Annotated in this window: 20 protein-coding genes; 6 read left to right on the forward strand and 14 right to left on the reverse strand. The window is 67.3% G+C overall.

The window, feature by feature from the left end:
- Nucleotides 1-255 precede the first annotated feature (255 nt).
- Both BZF57_RS08465 and BZF57_RS08470 read left to right on the forward strand, forming a co-directional pair.
- On the forward strand, nt 256-945 hold the full coding sequence (locus BZF57_RS08465) for a DUF6445 family protein (RefSeq protein WP_086737120.1): 690 nt from the start codon (nt 256-258) through the stop codon (nt 943-945).
- A gap of 20 nt (nt 946-965) precedes the next feature.
- The gene (locus BZF57_RS08470) at nt 966-2,489 is read left to right on the forward strand and encodes a tryptophan halogenase family protein (protein WP_086736715.1); all 1,524 of its coding nucleotides are present in this window, start codon (nt 966-968) and stop codon (nt 2,487-2,489) included.
- Nucleotides 2,490-2,567: 78 nt separating this feature from the next.
- Here the strand turns inward: BZF57_RS08470 and BZF57_RS08475 are convergent, their stop codons facing one another.
- Nucleotides 2,568-3,077, reverse strand: a complete 510-nt coding sequence (locus BZF57_RS08475) for a c-type cytochrome (protein ID WP_240505904.1) — start codon at nt 3,075-3,077, stop codon at nt 2,568-2,570.
- Between the two features lie 234 nt (nt 3,078-3,311).
- Here BZF57_RS08475 and BZF57_RS08480 point away from each other — a divergent pair, with 234 nt between their 5' ends.
- Complete coding sequence (locus BZF57_RS08480; protein WP_086736717.1) at nt 3,312-4,124, forward strand: DUF1499 domain-containing protein; 813 nt, start codon at nt 3,312-3,314, stop codon at nt 4,122-4,124.
- Here BZF57_RS08480 and BZF57_RS08485 read toward each other — a convergent pair.
- From BZF57_RS08485 to BZF57_RS08500, 4 genes are read right to left on the reverse strand one after another with little or no spacing between them, the layout of a single operon-like run.
- Entirely contained in the window at nt 4,121-4,726 is a 606-nt protein-coding gene (locus tag BZF57_RS08485; protein WP_086736719.1) for a CDP-alcohol phosphatidyltransferase family protein, read from the reverse strand. The two genes, BZF57_RS08480 and BZF57_RS08485, sit on opposite strands and share 4 nt — an antisense overlap.
- A gap of 10 nt (nt 4,727-4,736) precedes the next feature.
- Nucleotides 4,737-6,050, reverse strand: coding sequence for a NupC/NupG family nucleoside CNT transporter (locus tag BZF57_RS08490; RefSeq protein WP_240505905.1), 1,314 nt, complete (start codon nt 6,048-6,050; stop codon nt 4,737-4,739).
- The gene (locus BZF57_RS08495) at nt 6,014-8,155 is read right to left on the reverse strand and encodes an FAD-dependent oxidoreductase (RefSeq protein ID WP_086736721.1); all 2,142 of its coding nucleotides are present in this window, start codon (nt 8,153-8,155) and stop codon (nt 6,014-6,016) included. Before BZF57_RS08495 ends, BZF57_RS08490 begins: the two co-directional genes overlap by 37 nt.
- A 48-nt stretch (nt 8,156-8,203) precedes the next feature.
- Complete coding sequence (locus BZF57_RS08500) at nt 8,204-9,343, reverse strand: FAD-dependent oxidoreductase (RefSeq protein ID WP_086736723.1); 1,140 nt, start codon at nt 9,341-9,343, stop codon at nt 8,204-8,206.
- Between the two features lie 264 nt (nt 9,344-9,607).
- Between BZF57_RS08500 and BZF57_RS08505 the strand changes: the two genes are divergently transcribed.
- The 3 genes from BZF57_RS08505 to BZF57_RS08515 are packed head-to-tail and all read left to right on the forward strand — an operon-like array spanning nt 9,608 to nt 13,835.
- Nucleotides 9,608-11,323, forward strand: a complete 1,716-nt coding sequence (locus BZF57_RS08505) for an ABC transporter transmembrane domain-containing protein (RefSeq protein ID WP_086736725.1) — start codon at nt 9,608-9,610, stop codon at nt 11,321-11,323.
- 2 nt (nt 11,324-11,325) lie between these two features.
- Nucleotides 11,326-12,357 carry an HlyD family secretion protein gene (locus tag BZF57_RS08510; protein ID WP_169712942.1) on the forward strand — a complete coding sequence of 344 codons (1,032 nt, stop codon included), beginning with the start codon at nt 11,326-11,328 and terminating at the stop codon, nt 12,355-12,357.
- Entirely contained in the window at nt 12,354-13,835 is a 1,482-nt protein-coding gene (locus BZF57_RS08515) for a TolC family protein (protein ID WP_086736729.1), read from the forward strand. The genes BZF57_RS08510 and BZF57_RS08515 overlap by 4 nt, the downstream gene beginning before the upstream one ends.
- On the opposite strand, the gene BZF57_RS08520 is transcribed toward BZF57_RS08515, so the two are convergent.
- The 9 genes from BZF57_RS08520 to gatA all read right to left on the reverse strand — a co-directional run bounded on the left by BZF57_RS08520 (nt 13,813) and on the right by gatA (nt 21,207).
- Nucleotides 13,813-14,754, reverse strand: coding sequence for a hypothetical protein (locus BZF57_RS08520; RefSeq protein WP_086736731.1), 942 nt, complete (start codon nt 14,752-14,754; stop codon nt 13,813-13,815). The two genes, BZF57_RS08515 and BZF57_RS08520, sit on opposite strands and share 23 nt — an antisense overlap.
- On the reverse strand, nt 14,751-15,347 hold the full coding sequence (locus BZF57_RS08525) for a hypothetical protein (RefSeq protein WP_143738426.1): 597 nt from the start codon (nt 15,345-15,347) through the stop codon (nt 14,751-14,753). The genes BZF57_RS08520 and BZF57_RS08525 overlap by 4 nt, the downstream gene beginning before the upstream one ends.
- A gap of 78 nt (nt 15,348-15,425) precedes the next feature.
- A complete protein-coding gene (locus tag BZF57_RS08530) occupies nt 15,426-15,893 on the reverse strand; it encodes a tRNA (cytidine(34)-2'-O)-methyltransferase (RefSeq protein WP_086736735.1) in 468 nt (155 codons plus the stop codon).
- The gene (locus BZF57_RS08535) at nt 15,890-16,666 is read right to left on the reverse strand and encodes an alpha/beta fold hydrolase (RefSeq protein WP_086736737.1); all 777 of its coding nucleotides are present in this window, start codon (nt 16,664-16,666) and stop codon (nt 15,890-15,892) included. The genes BZF57_RS08530 and BZF57_RS08535 overlap by 4 nt, the downstream gene beginning before the upstream one ends.
- Nucleotides 16,667-16,736: 70 nt before the next feature.
- Complete coding sequence (locus BZF57_RS08540; RefSeq protein WP_086736739.1) at nt 16,737-17,285, reverse strand: hypothetical protein; 549 nt, start codon at nt 17,283-17,285, stop codon at nt 16,737-16,739.
- An 89-nt stretch (nt 17,286-17,374) separates the two neighbouring features.
- The gene (locus tag BZF57_RS08545; protein ID WP_086736741.1) at nt 17,375-18,073 is read right to left on the reverse strand and encodes a hypothetical protein; all 699 of its coding nucleotides are present in this window, start codon (nt 18,071-18,073) and stop codon (nt 17,375-17,377) included.
- Between the two features lie 4 nt (nt 18,074-18,077).
- Nucleotides 18,078-19,574: an Asp-tRNA(Asn)/Glu-tRNA(Gln) amidotransferase subunit GatB gene (gatB, locus tag BZF57_RS08550; protein WP_086736743.1), complete on the reverse strand. Its 1,497-nt coding sequence runs from the start codon at nt 19,572-19,574 to the stop codon at nt 18,078-18,080.
- The gene (locus tag BZF57_RS08555) at nt 19,571-19,729 is read right to left on the reverse strand and encodes a glutamyl-tRNA amidotransferase (protein ID WP_240505906.1); all 159 of its coding nucleotides are present in this window, start codon (nt 19,727-19,729) and stop codon (nt 19,571-19,573) included. The genes gatB and BZF57_RS08555 overlap by 4 nt, the downstream gene beginning before the upstream one ends.
- Nucleotides 19,726-21,207: an Asp-tRNA(Asn)/Glu-tRNA(Gln) amidotransferase subunit GatA gene (gene gatA, locus BZF57_RS08560; protein ID WP_086736747.1), complete on the reverse strand. Its 1,482-nt coding sequence runs from the start codon at nt 21,205-21,207 to the stop codon at nt 19,726-19,728. The genes BZF57_RS08555 and gatA overlap by 4 nt, the downstream gene beginning before the upstream one ends.
- Nucleotides 21,208-21,227: the final 20 nt, after the last annotated feature.

The following is a 21,227-nucleotide window of genomic DNA, read 5'->3' on the forward strand; positions in this document are numbered from 1 at the left end:
AGATGATGATAGCGCTATCATCGAGGCGAATGTTGCGCGATTGTCACAGTATTGCGGGTTGCCGCAGTGCAGCATCTAAGCCACGGCGGTTCCGGCCTGTCGAACGCGCCTTGGGGAGACCCGAATTCCCTGTATTTTGACGTGATTTCATAGGTTTGTCCTTCCGGCTTGGAGCACTGCGGGGAGTTTGTTAGGCTCCCCCGCATGGCCAGCCAGCCCACCTCCGCCGCACACGACTCCCCTGCAAGCTGGGGAATTGCCCTTGCCGATTGGCGGGAGGAGCAGTTTCCCTCGTCAGATCAGCATCTTGTCAGTCTCGACAATTTTCTCGTGGCGCCGGAACATGCGATTTTGCAGGCCGGTTTGCAAAATTTTGCAAAAATCACGCCGCAATATCCCGGGGTGCGCGCGCCGCTCGATCCGGCGGTGCAGGCCGCCTGGCTCGTGCAGCTTGCTCCCTTGCTCGACCAGTGGTTCGGCGCGCCTGCGGGTGGCAGGGGCTGGGCGATGCAGGCGTGGTATTCGCTGGTGACCACCCCGCCCGCCGAGCTCGTGCCGATGCAGCGCCTGCCCCATGTCGACGGCACCGACCCGCAGCAGATCGCGATGATGCTCTATCTCCACCGCACCGGCCACGGCGGCACGGCCTTCTTCCGCCACCGTTCGACCGGGCTCGAGTCGCTCACCGCCGACACCTACCCGCGCTATGCTGCCGCGGTGCAGGCCGAGTATGGCCGCACCGGCCTGCCGCCCGCCGCCTATCCCACCGACGGCGCCCCGCATTTCGAGCGTGTCCACGTGGCCGAGGGCATCTTCAACCGCGCGATTTTCTACCGCGGCAACATCCTTCACAGCGGTGTGATCGATAACTGCGCGCCGCTGAGCGCCGACCCTGCCGAGGGCCGGCTGACAATCAACGCCTTCTTCCGCCCCGCGGCGGGATAGGGGCGAGACTGGGACGGGACATGGACAGACCTCAGGTAAACAAGCTCGTGATCGTCGGCGGGGGCACCGCCGGATGGATCACCGCCGCCGCCTTTGCGCGGCTGCTCGGCACGCGCCTCCAGATCGAGCTGGTCGAGAGCGAGGCGATCGGCACGGTCGGCGTGGGCGAGGCGACGATCCCGCAGATCATCCGCCTGAACGCGATCCTCGGCCTCGACGAGAACGCCTTCCTGCGCGCCACATCGGGCACCTTCAAGCTGGGGATCGAGTTCGTCGACTGGGGCCGCAAGGGCTCGCGCTACCTGCACACCTTCGGCGATACGGGGATGAACCTCGGCCATGTCGCCTTCCACCACTACTGGCGGCGCAGCGCCGGGACCGCGGCCGACCCCAGGGGGCTGTGGGACTATTCGCTCCACCAGATGGCGGCCGATCAGGCACGCTTCGGCAAGCTCGACCGCGTCGGCAACACCAGCATGACCGGCCTTGCCTATGCCTACCACTTCGATGCCAGCCGCTACGCCCTGTTCCTGCGGGAATACGCCGAGGGCAAGGGCGTGACCCGCACCGAGGGCATCGTCAAGAGCGTCCAGCGCAATGGGGAGAGCGGGGACATAACTAGCATCACCCTCAAGGGCGGCAAGCAGGTGGCGGGCGATTTCTTCATCGACTGCACCGGCTTCCGCTCGCTACTGCTGGGGGAGACCTTGGGCGTCGGCTATCAGGACTGGTCGAAATGGCTCCCCTGCGACCGCGCGCTGGCGGTGCCCTCGGAGCGGCTGCCCACACTGGTGCCCTATACCCGCGCGACGGCGAAGGATGCGGGCTGGCAGTGGCGCATCCCGCTCCAGCACCGCACGGGGAACGGGCACGTCTACTCCTCGGGCTTCACCACCGACGAGGCGGCGGCCGACACGCTGCTTGCCGGGCTCGACACCAAAGCGCTGAGGGATCCGCGCCCGATCCGCTTCACCACCGGGCGGCGCGAGACTTTCTGGGCGCATAATTGCGCCGCGATCGGCCTCTCCAGCGGGTTCCTCGAGCCGCTCGAATCCACCTCGATCCACCTGATCCAGTCGCACGTCAGCCGCCTGATCCAGCTCTTCCCACGCGCCGGAGACCCTGCGGCGATGCGCGAGGAATACAACCAGCGGTGCGAGGCGGAGTTCGCGCAGATCCGCGACTTCCTGATCCTCCACTACCACCAGACCGCCCGCGAGGATTCGGAGTTCTGGCGTTACTGCAAGAACATGGCGGTGCCCGACAGCCTCACCCACAAGATCGCGCTGTTCGCCGCCGCGGGGCGCGTGGGGCGCGACGTGGATGACCTGTTCCGCGATGCGAGCTGGGTGCAGGTGATGCTGGGCCAGGGGGTGATGCCCGCGGATTACGATCCGATGGCCGACCAGATCGCGCCCGCGCAGCTCGCCGAGTTCCTCGGCAATGTGAAGACCCTCGTCACCCGCGCGGTCGCCAGCCTGTCGACGCACGAGGATTACCTGCGCACGCACTGCCCCGCCGACCCGAGCCTGCTCGCGGCCTGACGCATGGCCGGCGCGCAAAGAAAAAGGGCGGCGCAGTTGCCTGCACCGCCCGTTTTTGCGTGCCCGAGGGCGCGTCGCTTACTTGGCCGACTGAGCCACGAGGTAGGCGACGAGATCGGCGCGCTTCTGGTCGTCCTTGACGCCCGGGAAAGCCATCTTGGTGCCCGGGACGTAGGCCTTCGGGTCCTTGAGGTAGTCGAACAGTTCCTGGGTGTTCCAGGTGATGCCGCTGTTCTTGTTGGCGTCCGAGTAGCTGAAGCCCGGGACCGAGCCCGACTTGCGGCCGACGATCTTGTGGAGCGACGGGCCGACGCGGTTCACGCCTTCGTCGAACACGTGGCAGGTGCGGCACGCAGCGAACACCTTTTCGCCGGCGGCGGCGTCGGTGGTGAAGCTGGCGAATTCGAGCTTGGCGCCCGGAGCAGCCGCAGCAGCGGCCGGGGTTTCGGCAGCAGCCGGAGTCTCGGCCGGAGCGGCCGCTTCTTCGGTCGCAGCCGGAGCCGCATCTTCAGCCTTCTTGCCACCGCAAGCCGACAGAGTGGCAAGAGCCGCCAGCGCGGCAGCGCCCATCAGGAAATTACGCTTCATGTCGTTTGTCCTCTGAACAATTCAGTTCCTCCCGCATCCCCGCGGGCCTTACTCCAGATTCTCGGGCATGAAAAGCGGGACTTCAACCATGTTGCCGCCCCTCTCCCCAGGTACCGCAGCGACCTAACGCGTGAAGGTGCAAACGGTTTCCGGCAGGCTTGCGAAAGATTGGAATGCGCCCGCCAGCGCGGCTCGATGTTGCCATGCCCGGCGCGGGCGCTATGGTCGCGCGCCATGAACACGCTTCCCTGGCACAGCAAGATCGTCCTCGCCCTCGCGGCGTTCGTCCCGCTCTATTTCGTCGCCGCCGCGCTCGGCACGAAGATCGGGATATGGAGCTGGGAGTTCGGCCTGGTCGCGATGATCATCAAGGGCGGACCGGTGCTGCTGGGCCTGCTGGGGCTCGCGGCCTTCGTCTCGCTGATCATGGCGCTGGTGAAGAAGCCGCGCCGCACCGGCCTGCTGGTGATCGCGCTGGTCGCGCTGTTCGGCGTCGGCCTCGCCTTCGGCAAGATGGCGGGCCTGAAGGCGACCGCGGGCGCAAACCCGATCCACGATATCGCCACCGATACCGCCAATCCGCCGGTCTTCTCGGCCGCGACCATGGCCGCGCGCGAGGCGGCGGGGGCCAATCCGCTCGGCGATTACCAGACCCCGCTCGGCCAGATCGAGCCCTACAAGACCCGCGGCTCGCAGGAGCTGGCGGTCAAGTCCTACGCCCAGATCATCACCGCGATGCCCGACCGTCCGGCCCCGCTGCCGCTTGGCGGTGCGACCCGCGAACAGGGTCTCATGGCGGTCGCCGCGGCGATGGAGGCGATGGGCCTCACCGACATCCGGCAGGACGCTGCGGCCGGCACGGTCGAGGGCGTGGCGACGAGCTTCTGGTTCGGCTTCAAGGACGATGTGGTCGCCCGCGTGGGCGAGACCCAGATCGACTTCCGCTCGGTGAGCCGCGTCGGCGTGAGCGACCTCGGGGCGAATGCGACCCGGATCAACGATCTGCGCACGCGGACCGAAGCGCTGCTGGGGACCGCAGCGCGCTAGTCGCGGAACGTGGAGACCGCCATCGCGCTCCGCTGGAACACGGTGAGCACGCAAAGCCCCGCATAGGCATAGGCGATGGTGCCGAACCATGCCGGCGCGCAGCACATGGCGATGAAGACCGCGATGGTCTCCGTGCCCTCGGCCAGTCCTGTCGAGTAGAAGAAGCTCTTCTTCCCGTGCGCCTCGGTGGTCGCGCCGCGCTTGCCCGCGATGACGGCGAAGGCGAGGAAGCTCACCCCCGTCAGCACGAAGCTCGCCACCAGCACCAGCGCGGGCAGCGTATTGGCGGGCGCGAGGATGCCGAAGCCTACGGGCACAGCGACATAGAAGGCGAAGTCGGCGACGATATCGAAATAGCCGCCGAGGTCGGACGGCCCCTTCGCCCGCGCCACCGCCCCGTCGAGCCCGTCCGCCAGCCGGTTGGAGAGGATCAGCGTCAGGCCCCAGCCGATATGGCCGAGCGCAATGGCGGCGGCTCCGGCAAGGCCGAGCGCGAGGCCGGCGAAGGTCAGGGCGTTGGCGGTGACGCCCATTCCCGCCAGCGCGCGGCCGACGGCGTTCAAGGGCGGGTCGATCAGCGGGCGCAACTTTGCGTCTAGCACCGGCGCGCCCTCACCACGTCACCAGCCCGATCCACGCCCCCGTCATCGCGCTGGCGAGGTTGCCACTGATCCAGCTCTTCATCCCCAACCCCGCTGCCTCGGCGCGGCGTTCGGGGCAGAGCGTGCCGATGGTCGAGACCAGCAGGCCCACGCTCGCAAGGTTCGCCACGCCGCACAGGGCATAGGTGACGATCAGGCTCGCCCGCGGCCCCAGGGTGCCGACAGGCAGCGCGGCGAGTTCGAGATAGGCGACATACTCGTTAAGCACCGCCTTGGTGCCCATCAGGCCGCCCGCCGCCTGCGCCTCGCCCCAGGGCACGCCGAGCAGCCACATGAAGGGCGCCAGCCCCCAGCCCAGCATCCGCTTGAGCGTCAGCGGCGCGCCCTCCACGTAAGGCAGCGCGGCCAGCATCCCGTCGACCAGCGCCACCAGCGCAAAGACCGTGATGATCACCGCGATCACCGCGAGGAACAGCTGCATCCCGTCCATCGTGCCCTTGACGATGGCATCGATGCTGCCCTCGTAGCGCAGGCCCGGATCTTCCTTCTCGACCTCGGTGGCGGTGTCGCCCTCGCCCGGAGGCACCATCAGCCGCGCGATCAGTAGCGCGGCGGGGAGCGAGATCAGCGAGGCGCTGATCATGTGGCCTGTCGCATCGGGCACCACCGCCTTCAGCGTCGTCGCATAGAGGATCAGGATCGCGCCCGAGATGGTCGCCATCGTCAGGGTCATGATCTGGAACAGCTCGCTGCGCGAGACGCGGGCGAAATAGGCACGGGTCACCAGCGGCGCCTCGACCACGCCTAGGAAGACGCTCGCCCCGCCGGACAGGCCGACGACCCCGCTCACGCCGAGCGAGCGGCGCAGCATCAGCGACAGGCCGTTGACCATCCAGCGCAGCACGCCCCAGTGCCATAGCAGCGCCGAGAGCGCGGAGAAGACGATCACCAGCGGCAGGATCTGGAAGGCGATCACCAGCGGCGGCTGCGCACCTTCTTTCAGCACGAAGGGCAGCTCCGCCCCGCCGAGATAGCCGAACATGTAGCCCGAGCCCTTGAGCGTCGCCGCCTCGACTGCGCTCACCGCATTGTTGACGAGGCCGACAGCCGCCCACACGAAGGGCACCCGCACGATCAGCAGCGCGAGCAGCCCCTGCATCGCGAGCGCGCCCGCGACCCAGCGCCAGCCGGGATGGCCGCGGCGGTTCTCGGAAATGGCCCAGGCGATCCCCATCAGCACCGCGATGCCGATGATCCCGCGCAGCTGGTCGAACAGCTCCACCCCGATCAGCCCCGCCGCCAATCGTGGTAGCGCTCGACCCACTTGAGCAGGCCTTCGGGCTTGTGCGCCTTCTTCCAGTTTCCGGCGGCGAACTTGTTGGCCTCCACCATCGTCGGATAGGCGTGGATCGTGCCGAGGATCTTGTTGAGCCCGATGCCGTGCTTCATCGCCAGCACATATTCGGCGAGAAGCTCGCCCGCGTGGGCACCCACGATGGTCGCGCCCAGCACCGTGTCCTTGCCGCCTGCGGGGGTGAGCACTTTCACAAAGCCCTTCGTCTCGCTCTCGGCAATCGCGCGGTCGAGATCGTCGAGGTCGTAGCGCGTGACCTCGACCGCGATGCCCTGCTCCGCCGCCTCGCGCTCGTTGAGACCGACGCGGGCGACCTCGGGGTCGAGGAAGGTGACCGCCGGGATCACGCGGTAATCGGCCTTGAACTTGCGGAAGGTGCCGAACAGCGCGTTGACGCTGGCATACCACGCCTGATGGCTTGCGGTGTGGGTGAACTGGTAGGGCCCCGCGACGTCGCCTGCCGCGAAGATGTTGGGGAACTTGGTCGCAAGGAATTCGTCGGTGACGACGGTTTTCGCGGTATCGACGCCGATGTCCTCAAGCCCGAAGCCGGTCAGCCGCGCCTTGCGGCCCACGGCGACGATCAGCGCGGCGAAAGGCACTTCGACTTCCGTCCCGCCCGCCTCGGCGATCAGCGTGCGGCCCTCGATGCGCACAGCCTTGTGGCCGGTGAGCAGACGCACCCCGGACTCTTCCAGCGCGGCTCGGGCAAGCGCGGAGACATCCTCGTCCTCGCGGGCCAGCACCCGCGCGCCGCGCTCGATCTGGGTGACCTCGCTGCCGAGCCGCGCGAAGGCTTGCGACAGCTCGCACCCGATCGGCCCGCCGCCCAGCACCGCGATCCGGCGCGGGGCTTCATCCAGCTGCGCGAAGGTGGTCCACAGCGTCTCGCTGGTGACATAGCCGCTGTCCTCGATCCCCGGGATATCCGGCACAACCGGCTCGGCGCCGCTGGCAATGATGATGCTGCGGGTGGTGAGGCGCTGGGTGCCGCCGTCATTGCGCGCGATCTCGACCGTCCACGGGTCGATGATCCGCGCATAGCCCTTGACCACATCGACCCCGAGACCCTCGTAGCGCTCGACGCTGTCATGCGGCTCGATGGTCTTGATGGTTTCGAGCACCCGCGCCATCACCGCCTTGAACGGCACCTGCGGCTCCTGCGCGGCGAGGCCGTACTTGTCCGCATGGCGGATCTGGCTCGCGACCTTGGCGCTCTTGATGATCGCCTTGGAGGGCACGCAGCCGGTGTTGAGGCAATCGCCGCCCATCTCGTGCGCCTCGACCAGCGTCACCTTGGCCTTCACCGTCGCCGCGATCAGCGAGGACACCAGCCCCGCCGAGCCCGCGCCGATCACCACCAGATTGCGGTCGAACTTTTTGGGGCGGGTGAACCCGGCATAGACCTTGCGCCGCTGGATCGCGCCGATGATGCCCTTGGCGATCCAGGGCACGATGCCAAGCGCCACGAAGCTGCCGATCAGCACCGGCGAGAGCAGCCCGCTGGTGCTCTCGATGCGCGCGAGCTGCGTGCCCGCATTCACATAGGCCGCCGTTCCCAGCAACATCCCGAGCTGGCTCACCCAGACGAAGGTCAGCGTCCGGATGCGGGTGAGGCCCATCACGAGGTTGACCACGAAGAACGGGAAAGCCGGGATCATCCGCAGGCTGAACAGGTAGAACGCCCCGTCGCGCTCGAGCCCGGCGTTGATCGCCTTCAGCCGCTCGCCGAAGCGTGCCTCGATCGTATCGCGCAGCACGTAGCGCGAGGACAGGAAGGCGATCGTCGCGCCGATGGTGGAGGCGAAGGAGACGATCACCGTCCCCCACAGCACCCCGAACAGCGCGCCGGCCGCCAGCGTCAGGATCGCCGCACCGGGCAGCGACGCGCCGGTGACGAGGACATAGACGAGGAAGAACCCCGCGATCACCGCCAGCGCGTTCTCCTGCTGGAACGTGGCGATCTGCGCCGAGAGGCCCTTGATCCCTTCCAGCGAGAGATATTGCCCGAGGCCGAGCGTGAAATAGGCGGCGACCAGCGCGGCCAGAACGGCGAGGATGGCGAGCTTCTTCACGAGAAAATGGACCCCTTTGCGCCGGCTTCGCACTGGCTTGCCGGATGGTTACAGCGCCGCCGCAAGGCCAGCGTATTTCGCGATCCATGCTTTGTCGATGCGATGCTTGAGCGCAAGCACCCAGCGCCCCTCGGCACTCAGCGGCCCATAGCTGAGGATCGCCGACCCGTCGCCGGTATTTAGGAGGTAGAGGCTGTGGCGGCGCGGGTGGTACGTCGCTCGCGGCGACTCTCCGGCAAGGGCGCTGCGCAGATTGGCGGCAAGCACGGGCCCGGCGAACACGGCATGGACACCCGCATGGGCCAGCGCCCGGTCGATCCGCGCGGCAACGTCCCCGGCGGCGAAGATGTGCGGATGCGAGGTGGATCGCTGGTGCGCGTCGACTAGGAGGAAGCCCGCTTCGTCGGCGGCAAGGCCGCTTGCCCGCACCCAGGCAGGCGCAGCGCTGCCGGTGGCGGCGACGACAAGGTCGGCGGGTTCGAGCGAGGTCGCCCCCGCCACCAGCGTTCCGCCCTCGAACCTCGCGTCGCCTTCGACCACCGCGATCCCCTGCCGGGCGAGTGCGCGGGTGACGCGGGCGCGCACGCCATCCGCGAAGCCGGGGAGCAGTCCTCCGGCCCCTGTCACCAGCGTGACCTCTGGGCGCGCGGCAGTTCCTGCGCGGTTGCGCAAGGCGAAGGCCAGCTCCACGCCCCCGGCCCCGCCCCCGGCGACGACCACGCGGGCAAGAGCGGGCATGGCGGCAAGGCGATCGACAAAGGCGCCAATGGGCCGCACGTCGAGGAGGCAAGGGTCGCTCCCCAGCAGCGCGGCGGCACGCCCCTCGCCCCCCGTATCGAAGCTGGCGATGCCGAAGGCGATCCGCCCTCCGCCTGCACAGGTCACCACCCGCGCTTCGGGATCGAGCGCGGCGCAGCGGTCCGCGACCCACTCCGCCCCGGCCCGCGCGGCCAATGCGGCCAGATCGACCAGCCCCTCATCCCGGCCGTGCTGCCCCGCGATCCAGCCGGGCACCATGCCCGAATAGCGCAGGTGCCGCTCGGGCGTGAGCAGCACCGCGCGCACCCCACCGGGCGGCCCGCCCTGCCGGATCCAGTCGGCGAGCACCGCGACATGCGCGTGTCCGCCGCCGACCATCAGCAGCTCCGCACGCTCCCCGCGCCCGCTATTCGCATCGTCGCCTTGCATAACTCCCGCTTCTTCGCCTGCGGTTCATCCGCCCGCAAGCTTTGCACGCTAACGGGGTTCGGATACTTTATTACCTCTCATACTCATAACGATCCTGTATCTTCACGATTTTGCACATATTCTCCGTGGTGGAACCTGCGGAGTTCTGGACCATTGATCGCTTGCGGTGCGCTGCAGTTGCAATAGAGGCAACCCGGCGCGCGGTGCAGCCGTCGGCCGGACATCGGATCGCGTCGCTACAGGTTTCGCAACGGAAAGGCTGACATGGCAGGGGAAGGCCAAAGTTACGGCTCCAAGATCTCGCTGGTGAAGTTCTTCAGGATCTTCTTCGACATCCTGAAGCCCGAAGCGAATTTCTACTGGCTGGCGGCCGTTTACGGCATCGGCATCAGCCTCCTTTCGCTGGCGACGCCGATCTCGGTGCAGATGCTGATCAACACCATCGCCAACACCGCAATGACCGCGCCGCTGGTGGTGCTGGCGCTCACGCTGTTCGGCCTGATGGTGCTCTCGGTGCTGCTCTATGCGCTGCGCGTCCACCTGATGGAGATCTTCGCCCGCCGCTTCCACGCGCGCATGGTGGCGGAAATCTCGCTGATCGCGGTCTACGCGCAGAACCCCTTCTTCAACGACGCCAAGAAGGGCGCGCTGTTCAACCGCTATTTCGACGTGGTCTATGTCCAGACCGCGATCCCGATCCTGATGATCGGCGGCTTCACCACCCTGCTCCAGATCGCCGTGGGCTTCGTGCTGGTAAGTCTCTACCACCCCTATTTCCTCGGCTTCACGCTGGTGATGATCGCGATGATCTGGGCGGTGTGGCTGATCTGGGGCACGCGGGCGCTGCGCACGGGGGTGGACGTGAGCCACTCCAAGCACGCCACCGCCGCCTGGCTCGACACGATCGGCCACTCCAACGGCTTCTTCAAGTCGCAGCGCCGGATCGACTACGCGCTCGACAAGACCGACGATTACACCCGCACCTACATCAACGACCGCAAGCGGCACTTCCGCCACCTGTTCTCGCAGACCATCGCCTTCCTGCTGATGTATGCCGCCGCCAGCGCCGCGCTGCTGGGTCTGGGCGGCTGGCTGGTGATCCAGAACGAGCTCACCCTTGGCCAGCTGGTCGCGGCCGAGCTGGTGCTGTCGGCCGCCTTCGTCGGCGTCTCGCAGCTCGGCAGCTACCTCGGCTATTTCTACGACCTGTTCGCGGCCGTGGAGGAAATCTCGCAGTTCTACGATGTCGAGCAGGAACAGCCCAAGGGCGCTGATCCCTTCGACGGGCCGGACCACACGATCGTGATGAAGGGCGTCAAGGGCAAGGCCCGCAACGAGGACGCGCAGCTCGATCTCACGATCCCCTCGGGTTCGATCATCATGGCCGCCGCCAGCCACCACGGGGTGCAGCGGCTGTTCACCAACCTGCTCAAGATGCACGTCTTGCCGCAAGGGGGCATCGCGACGCTAGGCGGGATCGACATGAAGGCGCTCGAGGCGCACCACCTGCGCAAGAACGTCCACGTGCTCGACCGGCCGAGCATCGTCGAGATGACGATCCGCGAATATCTCGCCCTGTCCTGCCCCGAAACCGCGCCCCAGCGGATGCTTGGCGCGCTCGAGACCGTGGGCCTCGCGGGCACCGTGGCGACGCTGGAGAAGGGGCTCGACACCCCGCTCGCCTCGACCGGCTACCCGCTCTCGGCGGTCGAGCTGCAGCAGCTGAAACTCGCCAACGCACTGCTCGAACGCCCGCGCATCCTGGTGCTGAGCCGGTTGTTCGACCTGCTCGATCCCGAACCCATCGAACGCGCCGTCGCCGAACTGCGCAACTCCGCCTATACGACCGTGATCTACTTCTCCAACCGCCGCATCGACCTCGGCTTTGACCGCTTCCTCTATCTCGAGGCCCACCAGCAACGCGTCTTCGCCAGCTTCGAGGAATTCAGCGCCGCCGTCGCGCAAGGAGGGGAGGCCTGATCATGGCTACGCTCAAGGAAGATATGGAGCACTTCACCACCCTCGCGTCGATCCGGACGCCGAAGGTGATGCGGGTGGTATTCTACATGATCCTCGCCGCGATCGTCATTGCGGTCGCCTTCCTCATCTACGTCCCCTGGGTGCAGACCACCTCGGGCAGCGGTGTGGTGACGACGCTCAGTCCGAACGAGCGCAAGCAGGACATCAACGCGCTGGTGCCGGGCCGGATCGAGGAATGGTACGTGCGCGACGGCAGCTCGGTGAAGAAGGGCGATCCGATCGTCCGCATCTCCGACATCGATCCCCAGCTGATCGAGCGCCTGCAGGCCGAACGCCGCCAGATCGAGCTGCAGTTGCAGGCCGCCCAGTCCGCGCTCGCCACCGCCGAGATCGACGTGCGCCGCTCGCGCGAGCTGTTCGAGGCGGGGCTGGCCGCGCGGCGCGATTACGAACTGGCGCAGATCAAGGTCGAGGACCTGCGCGGCAAGGTCGCCGCCTCGCAGGCCGATCTCAACCGCGCCGACGTGAACATCTCGCGCCAGTCCGAGCAGATCGTGCGCGCCCCGCGGGACGGCTTCATCCAGAGCCTCAACGCGGGCGACGCGGCAACCTTCATCAAGGCGGGCGACGTGCTCGCGACCTTCGTGCCCGACGGCGCGGCGCGGGTGATCGAGATCTTCATCGACGGGCGCGATGTCGCGCTGGTGCAGCCGGGCGACCAGACCCGCATCCAGTTCGAAGGCTGGCCCGCGGTGCAGTTCTCCGGCTGGCCCTCGGTCGCGGTCGGCACCTTCGGCGGCCGGGTGATCGCAGTCGACCGTTCGGCCCAGATCGACGGCCGCTTCCGCGTGCTGATCGCCGAGGAAAAGCTCGACGGCTATGGCTGGCCCGAGGAACGCTACGTCCGCTTCGGCGCGGCGGTGCAGGCCTGGGTGCTGCTGGAGACCGTGCCGGTGGGCTACGAGATCTGGCGCCAGCTCAACAACTTCCCGCCGCAGCTGCCGGCGCAGACGAGCAGCGGGACGACCAAGTGACGCGCATCCGCAGGCCTGCCTTGTGGCTGCCGGGTCTGGCCCTGGCCGCCGCCCTCGTCCCGCTTCCTGCGGCGGCGCAGGACATTGCGCCGGTGGGCGATCCGATCGAGGTGGCGCTCACTACCGGGCCGCTCACGCCCGAGGAAGTGCTGCGCTCGTCCGCGCTGACCTTCCCCTCGATCCTCGAGGCCTTCGAGCGCGAGGCCGCCGCGCGCGCCGACCAGCTCGGCGCGGACGGGGCCTTCGACCTGATGCTCAAGGGCGAGTATTATGACCGCCTGACCGGCTACTATTCGGGCGGCTACGGTAAGGTCGAGGCGCGCCAGCCGCTGCGGCCCTATGGCGCTGAAGTGTTCGGCTCCTACCGCGTCTCCAACGGCGATTTCCCGACTTACGAGAACTACAACTACACCAACAACCTCGGCGAGGTGAAGGTCGGCGCGCTGTTCTCGCTGCTGCGCAACCGCGACATCGACAGCCGCCGCTTCGCGATCGAGGACACGCGCCTTGCCGCGAGCCAGGCGAAGCTCGACGTGATGCTGGTGCAGCTGAACGTCCAGCACGAGGCGCTGCGCGCCTATTGGCGCTGGGTCGCGGCGGGCCAGGAAATCCACGTCTTCGAGGAACTGCTCGAGATCGCCGAGGCGCGGCAGGTCGGCCTTGCCCGCGAAGTCGGTGAAGGCGCCCGCGCACGCATCTCGCTGACCGAAAACGAGCAGAACCTGCTGCGCCGCCGTACCCTGCTGGAACAGGCGCGGCGCGATTTCCAGACCGCGTCGAACTCGCTCGGCTACTACCTGCGCGGCGCGGACGGGCAGATGGTGATCCCGACCCGCGAGATGCTGCCCGACCTCGCACGCATGAAGCCCGTCACCGCGCCCGAGGCGCTGGTGGCGACGCCGGTGAGCGAGGTGATCCAGTCCCGCCCGGAACTCCAGACCTTCAAGATCGCGCTCGAACGCGCCACCAACAAGGTCGCGCTGCGGCAGAACGACCTCAAGCCCTCGCTCAATGCGAGCGTCGAGCTGTCGCGCGATTTCGGCCAGATCGGCCCCGGCGGCCCGGGCTTCGATTCCACCGACACCGTGGTCGGCCTGACCTTTTCGGTGCCCTTGCAGCGCCGCACCGCGCAAGGGGCGGTCCAGCGCGCCGAGGCCGAGCTGCGCGAGACCGAGCTGCGCCAGCGCCGCATCGCCGACCAGATCAGCACCGATGTCAGCAACATCCTCGCCAACCTCGGCGCGGCGATCAAGCTGGCGAACCTTGCCGATGCCGAGGTCAAGCAAGCCAACCAGATGGTCGCTGCCGAGCGCACCCGCTTCCGGCTCGGCGCGGGCGAATTCTTCCTCGTCAACGCGCGCGAGGAAACCGCCGCCAACGCCCAGATCGGCGCGATCCGCGCGCAGCTCGCCGGGCGTCTGGCCGAAGCGAGCTACAACGCGGCGACGATGAACCTCAAGGCGCTGGGGCTGGAGTAGGCGGGGTCTCCGCTGCCTCGGCGTCGGCCTCGGCTGCGGCGGCCTTGGCCTTTGCCTCCGCCAGCCCGATCAGGTCGACCGGCACATCGCGGTCATAGCCCAGGATGCCCGGCACCGGCGGCATCCGCCCGACCAGCGCGTTGAGGAAGTTGTTGCGCTTGCCCGCCGCGCGCAGCTCGGCCTTGGCAACGGTATAGGCCTTGAGCGATTCCGGCACGCTCCAGTCGGTGACCTTGGCCGGACGGTCGGGCAGGAATTCGCGCACCACGGTCGCGGCCTCCAGCGCCTTGCGGTCCGCCCAGCCCTGGCTGAGGAAATCGCCCAGCGAGGTGATCTGCCCCGCCTTGGCCGGGAACTTCACCGAACCCATGCAATAGCAGGTGCCCCCCACCGGCGTGCCGGGCAGATAGAACATCGGGCCGTAATAGGTGTATTCGCCCGGCTCGACCTCGATCAGGTAGCTGAAGCTCTTCTCGGGCGCTTCGGTCTTGTCGAACACGAATTGCGGCCCGAAAGCGACGATCATGCGCATCTCGATCGGGTCGATCGCGAAGTTTTCCTCGGTCGGCTCGACCGGCTTGTCCTTGGGCGGGCGGCCGGCCTCCTTGGCGGCGTTGTAGCGCGCCAGCTTGCCGGGATAGTCCGCCTTCGCCTCGGCAAACTCCTCGCGCCACTTCGCTTCGTAATTGGCGATTTCCTCGGGCGAGGGGGCCTTCAGGAAGATACCGTTGGCGCGGTATTGCGGGCTGCGGATGAAGATATAGGCCTTGGCCGGATCGATCTTGGCCTTGCCCGCGACGATGTTCTTGAGCTCGATCGCCTTGTATTCGGCGACATCGGGCTTGAGCTTTTCGGCTGCGGCAGGGCCGGCGAACGCAAGCGCCAGCGCCCCCGCAACAATAGTGGCTATGCGCTTCATGGTTCGAGCACCTCGTATTGCGGTTTCGGGCCGGAGGCGACGCGCGCCTGCTTGAGCAGGGCAGCCTCGCGGTCCTTGGCGTTCTCGCGGCTGAGGCCTTCCTCGAAGTGGAACTTCTGCCACAGGTCCTTCTCCAGACCGTAGCGGTCATAGCCCTTGTAGAACATGCAGTTGCGCAGGTTGATGCGCTTGATCTTGCGGCGCTCGGCGCTGCCGAAGATCGCGTCGGCCATCAGCCCGCCGATCGCCCCGCCGATCCCGCCCGCGAGCACGCCGTACTGGCTCATCGCCGAACTGATCGCGGCACTATCGGCGCCCATGTAGAAGTTGATCCCGCTGGCGAGGGAATCGCACTCGATGATGTCGGCATAGGCCTGGCTGAAATCGGTGCCTTCGCGGTGGAAGAAGAAGTACTTGTCGAAGTCCGCGGCGATGACCGGATCGGGCGTGTAGGCCAGATCGGGCATGGCGACGGCTTCGATCTCGGCGGCGGTGAAGATCTTCTTCTCCGGCTCGGACTTGATCGCCTGCGCCCCGGCGGCCACCGGCATCAACGCCAGCAGCACGGGGGCTGCGGCAAGCAGCTTTTTCATGATGATGCGCCCCTGTTGCACAATGGGCATTAGCTGGCAGAGCGCGGTTTGCGCCGCAAGCCGGTTTTTGGCGAAGCGCTAGAGCTTTCCCCGGAGCGCCTGATAGGCCGCCGCCGACACGGTGTTGGCGAGGTTCAATGACCGGATCACGTCCGAACGCATCGGCAGCTTGAACAGCCGGCCTTCGTGCCGCGCGAGGATCGCCTTGGGGATGCCCTTGGTCTCCTGCCCGAACACCAGAAAGGCGTCGTCTGGGTATTCCGGCTCGTAGAAGGAGCGCGCGCCGAATTCCTCGAACAGGAACAACTGGTCCTCGCGCGGGGTGCGCGCTTCGAGGAAGGCATCCCAGCTGGCATATTCGGTCAGGCGCACATGCGGCCAGTAATCGAGGCCCGAGCGCTTCACCCGCTTGTCGCTGATCTCGAAGCCCAGCGGGTGGATCAGGATCAGCTCCATATCGAGCGCCACGCAGGTCCGCCCGACCGCACCGGTGTTGCCGGGGATTTCGGGCTGGACGAGGACGATGGCGAGATTGGGCGCGGTCATGCGGCCGCTTCCATGGCGAGATAGTGCCGCAGTGTCGAGAAGTGCGAGAGCCCGTCGAACACCGTCACCTGAGGACGGTCCGGCAGCGCTGCCGCCAGCGCCTCGGCCATGGCGGGCGGGGTCCAGTCGTCCTCGCTCCCCTGCCAGATGCGCACCGGCTGATCCACCCTCGGCAGCTCCGCGCGCCAGTCGCCGACATAGGCGCGGATTTCCGCGGTATAGGCCGGGCGGCTGTCGATCAGGCTGTGCCGCAGGGACTGCGCGAGCGCGGCTATGAAGCCCGGGTCGGCGGCGAGCGCGCGGTCCTCGCCCCTGGCCTTGGCCATCAGCGCGGCGGCCATCCGAGCGGGCGCGACGCGCGTGATCTGCGCCTGCACGAAAGTCAGCGCGGCGAAAGCCCCTCGCCCCGCCAGCGCCGCGCGGAACACCGGCGCACCGGCCATGTGCCCGAGAAAATCGCCCAGCTGGAGCGGCGCGGCGGGCGAGACGAGGTCGATCCCCGCCACCCGCTCGCCCAGCAGCGGCGCGGTCCGCAAGACCGCCGCCGCACCGAGCGAAAAGCCCACGAGCCGCAGCGGCCCATCAGGAAATCGCGCCGCGATCCCGGCGGCAAGCCGCGCAAAATCACCCCCGCGCACCGCGACATGAAACCCCGCCGCACGCGCGGCAATTTCCGGCCCGAAGCCATGAAGCTCCGCCGCCGATCCCGGCAGGCCGTGGAAATAGATCACTTGCGCAAGGTCGGAAGCGGCGATCGCGTTCATCTCCGGCATCGGGTGGCTCAGCGGTGCCTAGACCGCCGGCGCCCCGCGCGCGAGGCGGAACTTGCAGGGCCTTTCCCTATCAGCTCTCACCCTGACATTTGCGCGCAAAGGCTTCGCGCATCGACTGGGGCGGGCCGGGGATGTCGCGCGTCTGGTCGGCAAAGGACAGCTTGATCGGGAGACCGCGCTTGATGCCCTGCAACATCTTCTTGCGACTGCGGCCTTCGACCTTGATCGTCATGTTGGGATTGCCCTTCTCCCACGGATCGAGCACCGCCTGCCCCGCCGCCTCTCCCTTGCCGACCGCCACCACGAGATCGGGCTGCGGCCATTGCTGCAGTGGCGCGAATTCGCCCGTCGTGATTTCGAGGCGGTCGAGATTGAGCATTTGGGCTATCTCGGAGGTGTCTTCGGGCAAGTCGCAGTGGAACGAGACCTGCGCGCGGCCGGTGGTCGGAAAATAGCTTATCACCAAGCTCTTCTCGCTGGAAAAGTAGCGCCACCCGTTCTCGTCGAACTTGATGCCATCATCGGTATATCCGGGCGGATATTTGCGTCCGGTGCCGTCGCATGCAGCCAGGCTCAGCGCAGCCGCGCCGACAAGAAAAATCCCGTGAATTCTGGTCATTGTGCGTCCCGCCAGCCTTCGATACGGCGAGGCCTACCAACCGCGGCGCGGGGTGGCAACGCCGGAATTCCGGTTGCCGGACGACTGCCTCAGACCAGCTCGATAATCATGTTGCGATGGATCCGGCGGGCCTCGAGCATCCGGGCGCCGTTGGGCAGCGGTGCGGCGGACAGGGCGAGGATTTCGGCATAACGCCGCCACAGGTCCTCGTTGCTGCCGCCCGCGCCCATCGCGTCGAGCCGGGCGACGTTCTTGCGCGCGACGGCATCGACCAGCGACCACACCGTCTTCCATTCGGCCCAGTATCCGCCCCGGTCGAACAGCATCATCACAAAGCTTGCAACCGCGACAAAGGCGAAGGCGCGCACATCGATCAGCCACCACGCCAGGGGCGCGAGGATGAAGCCGCTGATCCACGAGGCACATCCGAGCTTGCCCGGCAGCGGATCGGGCATGGCGAGCCCGGTCTCACGCACCAGCCGCTTGGCGAGCCGTTTGGACCGCATCCGCGCAAGCTCCGCCATCGGGGTCGAGGGCGTGACCGGCACCTCGGGGTTGAGCCGCGCCAAGGCAGGCCGCAGCCGGAAGAACAGCATCGCGGTGTCGCACCGCTCACCCGTCCCGCCCGCGCGCCCTGCACGCTCGTAGAGGATTTCGTCGAACAGCCCGCCGACGGTGTAGACATAGCCCGCCCCGCGCGGCAGCCGGGCGCCGAAGCTGCGCTCGAGCAGGTCGAGCGTGGTGCCGGTGAACTCGTCCTCCGCAATGCGGAGCGGCTCGCCGCCCAAGCGCCTAGCCCAGCTTGCCCTTCAGGAGCTGGTTCACCAGCTGCGGGTTCGCCTTGCCCTGCATCGCCTTCATCGTCTGGCCGACGAAGAAGCCGAACAGCGCTTCCTTGCCGGCGCGATACTGTTCGACCTTGTCGGCATTGGCGGCGATGATGGCGTCGACCGCGGCCTCGATCGCGCCGGTGTCGGAGACCTGCTTGAGGCCCTCGGCCTCCGCGATTTCAGCGGGATCGCGGCCGGTCTTGAGGACGATTTCGAAGATCTCCTTGGCCTGCCCGCCGCTGATCTCGGCCTTGTCGGCCATCGCGAGAATGCTCGCCTGCGCGGATGCCGTGGCGTTGGCGGGGTCGCCCTCGTCACCCAGCGCCTTGATCACGCCCGGGGCGACCGAGAGCGACCAGTTGGCGACCTGCGTCGCAACGTCGGCTTCGCCCTTGCCGGTGGCCTTGGCGGTTTCGGCGAGCAACGTCTCGAAGCGTGCGAAGGTCTCGACCTCGGCGGTCAGCTCGCGCGCGTTGTAGGGCGTAAGGCCGAGCACCTCGACATAGCGTTTGCGCTTGGCATCGGGCAACTCAGGGAGCGAGGCGCGGCATTCGGCGAGGAAATCCTCCTCCAGCACCAGCGGCAGCAGGTCGGGATCGGGGAAGTAGCGGTAATCGTGCGCGTCTTCCTTGCTGCGCATCGTGCGCGTGGTGCCGGTGCCGGGGTCGAACAGGCGCGTTTCCTGCACCACAGTGCCGCCGCTTTCCAGCACATCGACCTGCCGCATCGCCTCATGCTCGATCGCCTGCATGACGAAGCGCACCGAGTTCACGTTCTTCGTTTCCGTGCGGGTGCCGAAGGGCTCGCCGGCCTTGCGCACGGAGACGTTGACGTCCGCGCGCATCGAGCCTTCTTCCATGTTTCCATCGCACGAGCCGACATAGCGCAGGATCGCCCGCAGCTTCCTCAGATAAGCCCCTGCTTCGGCAGGCGAACGCATATCGGGCTTGGAGACGATCTCCATCAGCGCCACGCCCGAGCGGTTCAAATCAACATAGGACATGGTCGGGTGCTGGTCGTGCATCAGCTTGCCCGCATCCTGCTCGACATGGATGCGCTCGATGCCGATGACCTTGTCTTCAGGGATGCCCGCCTTCTCGTCCGCCTCGATCAGGAGTGAGCCTTCGCCCACCAGCGGGTGATAAAGCTGGCTGATCTGGTAGCCCTGCGGCAGATCGGCGTAGAAGTAGTTCTTGCGGTCGAAGCGGCTCCACGCGTTGATCTGCGCCTCGATCGCCATGCCGGTGCGCACCGCCTGACGGATGCACTCGCGGTTGGGCACGGGCAGCATCCCCGGCATCGCGGCATCGACGAGGGAGACTTGCGCGTTCGGCTCGGCCCCAAAGGCGGTCGCGGCGCCCGAAAACAGCTTGGCGTTGGAGGTGACCTGCGCATGGACTTCGAGGCCGATCACGACCTCCCATTCGCCGGTTGCGCCCTGGATGCGGTAGTTGCTCATTTGCTTTCCTCGTCCTCGATCACCTTGCCATCCGGCCCGAAGCGCATTTCGCCGTGATCGACGTTCTTTCTTACCCAGTTGGCGACCATGAAGGTCAGCGGCACCGCCAGCATGATGCCGATCCCGGCGATCCATAGCGGCGTATCGGCGATCACCACCACTTCTCCGGCTTGGCGGTAAAGCCCGCGCGCTGCTGGATGGCGAGGCCCGCATTGAGCACGCCCTGCTCGTCGAAGGGCCGGCCGACCAGCTGGAGGCCGAGCGGCAACCCGTCGGCGTTGATCGTCGCGGGGACGCTCATCGCGGGGAGGCCTGCGAGCGAGGCGGGGACCGCGAAGACGTCGTTCAGATACATCGTCAGCGGGTCTTCGTTCATCGAGCCCAGCGGGAAGCTCGCCGTCGGGGTGGTCGGCGCGAGGATCACGTCGCATTCCTCGAAGGCGCGGGCGAAGTCGCGGGCGACCAGCGCGCGGACCTTCTGGGCCTGGGTGTAATAGGCGTCGTAGAAGCCCGCCGAGAGCACGTAGGTGCCGATCAGGATGCGGCGCTTGACCTCGTCACCGAACCCGGCGGCGCGGGTGGCGGCGTACATGTCCTGAAGGCCGACGCCATCGGGAAGGTCGCGCAGGCCGTAGCGCACGCCGTCATAGCGGGCGAGGTTGCTCGACGCCTCGGCAGGGGCGACGATGTAGTAGGCGGGCAGCGCATATTTAGTGTGCGGCAGCGAGACATCGACGATCTCTGCGCCCGCGTCCTTGAGCCACGCCTTGCCCTGCTCCCAGCTGTCGAGGATCGCCTGATCGGTGCCCTCCATCCGGTATTCGCGCGGGATACCGACCTTCTTGCCGCGCAGGTCGCTGCTGAGCGCCGCTTCCCAATCGGGCACGTCCATTTGCAAGGAGGTCGCGTCCTTGGGATCAAAGCCCGCCATCGCGCCGAGCATGATCGCGCAGTCCTCGACAGAACGCGCCATCGGTCCGGCCTGATCGAGGCTCGAGGCGAAGGCGACGATGCCCCAGCGCGAGCAGCGGCCATAGGTCGGCTTGATCCCGCAGATGCCGGTGAAGGCCGCCGGTTGCCGGATCGAGCCGCCGGTGTCGGTGCCGGTCGCAGCCGGCGCGATGCGCGCGGCGACGGCAGCGGAGGATCCGCCCGAGGAGCCGCCGGGCGACATGGCCGCGTTCGATCCGGCCTTCTTCCACGGCGAGGTGACATTGCCGAAATAGGAGGTCTCGTTGGACGATCCCATCGCGAACTGGTCGAGATTGAGCTTGCCGAGCATCCCCGCGCCCGCGTCCCACAGCTTCTGGCTGACGGTGCTTTCGTAGCGGGGTGTGAAGCCTTCGAGGATGTGGCTCGCGGCGGTGGTCTGGACCCCGTGGGTGGCGAACAGGTCCTTCATGCCGATCGGCACACCCGCCATCTTGCCCAGCGTCTCGCCCGCGGCGCGCGCGGCATCGACCTTGTCGGCGGCGGCAAGCGCGTGGTCGGGGGTGGTGACGATGAAGGCGTTGAGGCTCGCGGCCTCGGCCACGGCGGCGTTGAAGCTTTCGGCCACTTCACGCGCGGTGAAATCGCCCTTGGCGACACCGTCGCGGATATCTTTCACACCCAGAGAGGTAAGGTCGGTCATGGTTCTACTTCCGTCATCCC

Source organism: Erythrobacter colymbi (assembly GCF_002155685.1).
Taxonomy (GTDB): domain Bacteria; phylum Pseudomonadota; class Alphaproteobacteria; order Sphingomonadales; family Sphingomonadaceae; genus Erythrobacter; species Erythrobacter colymbi.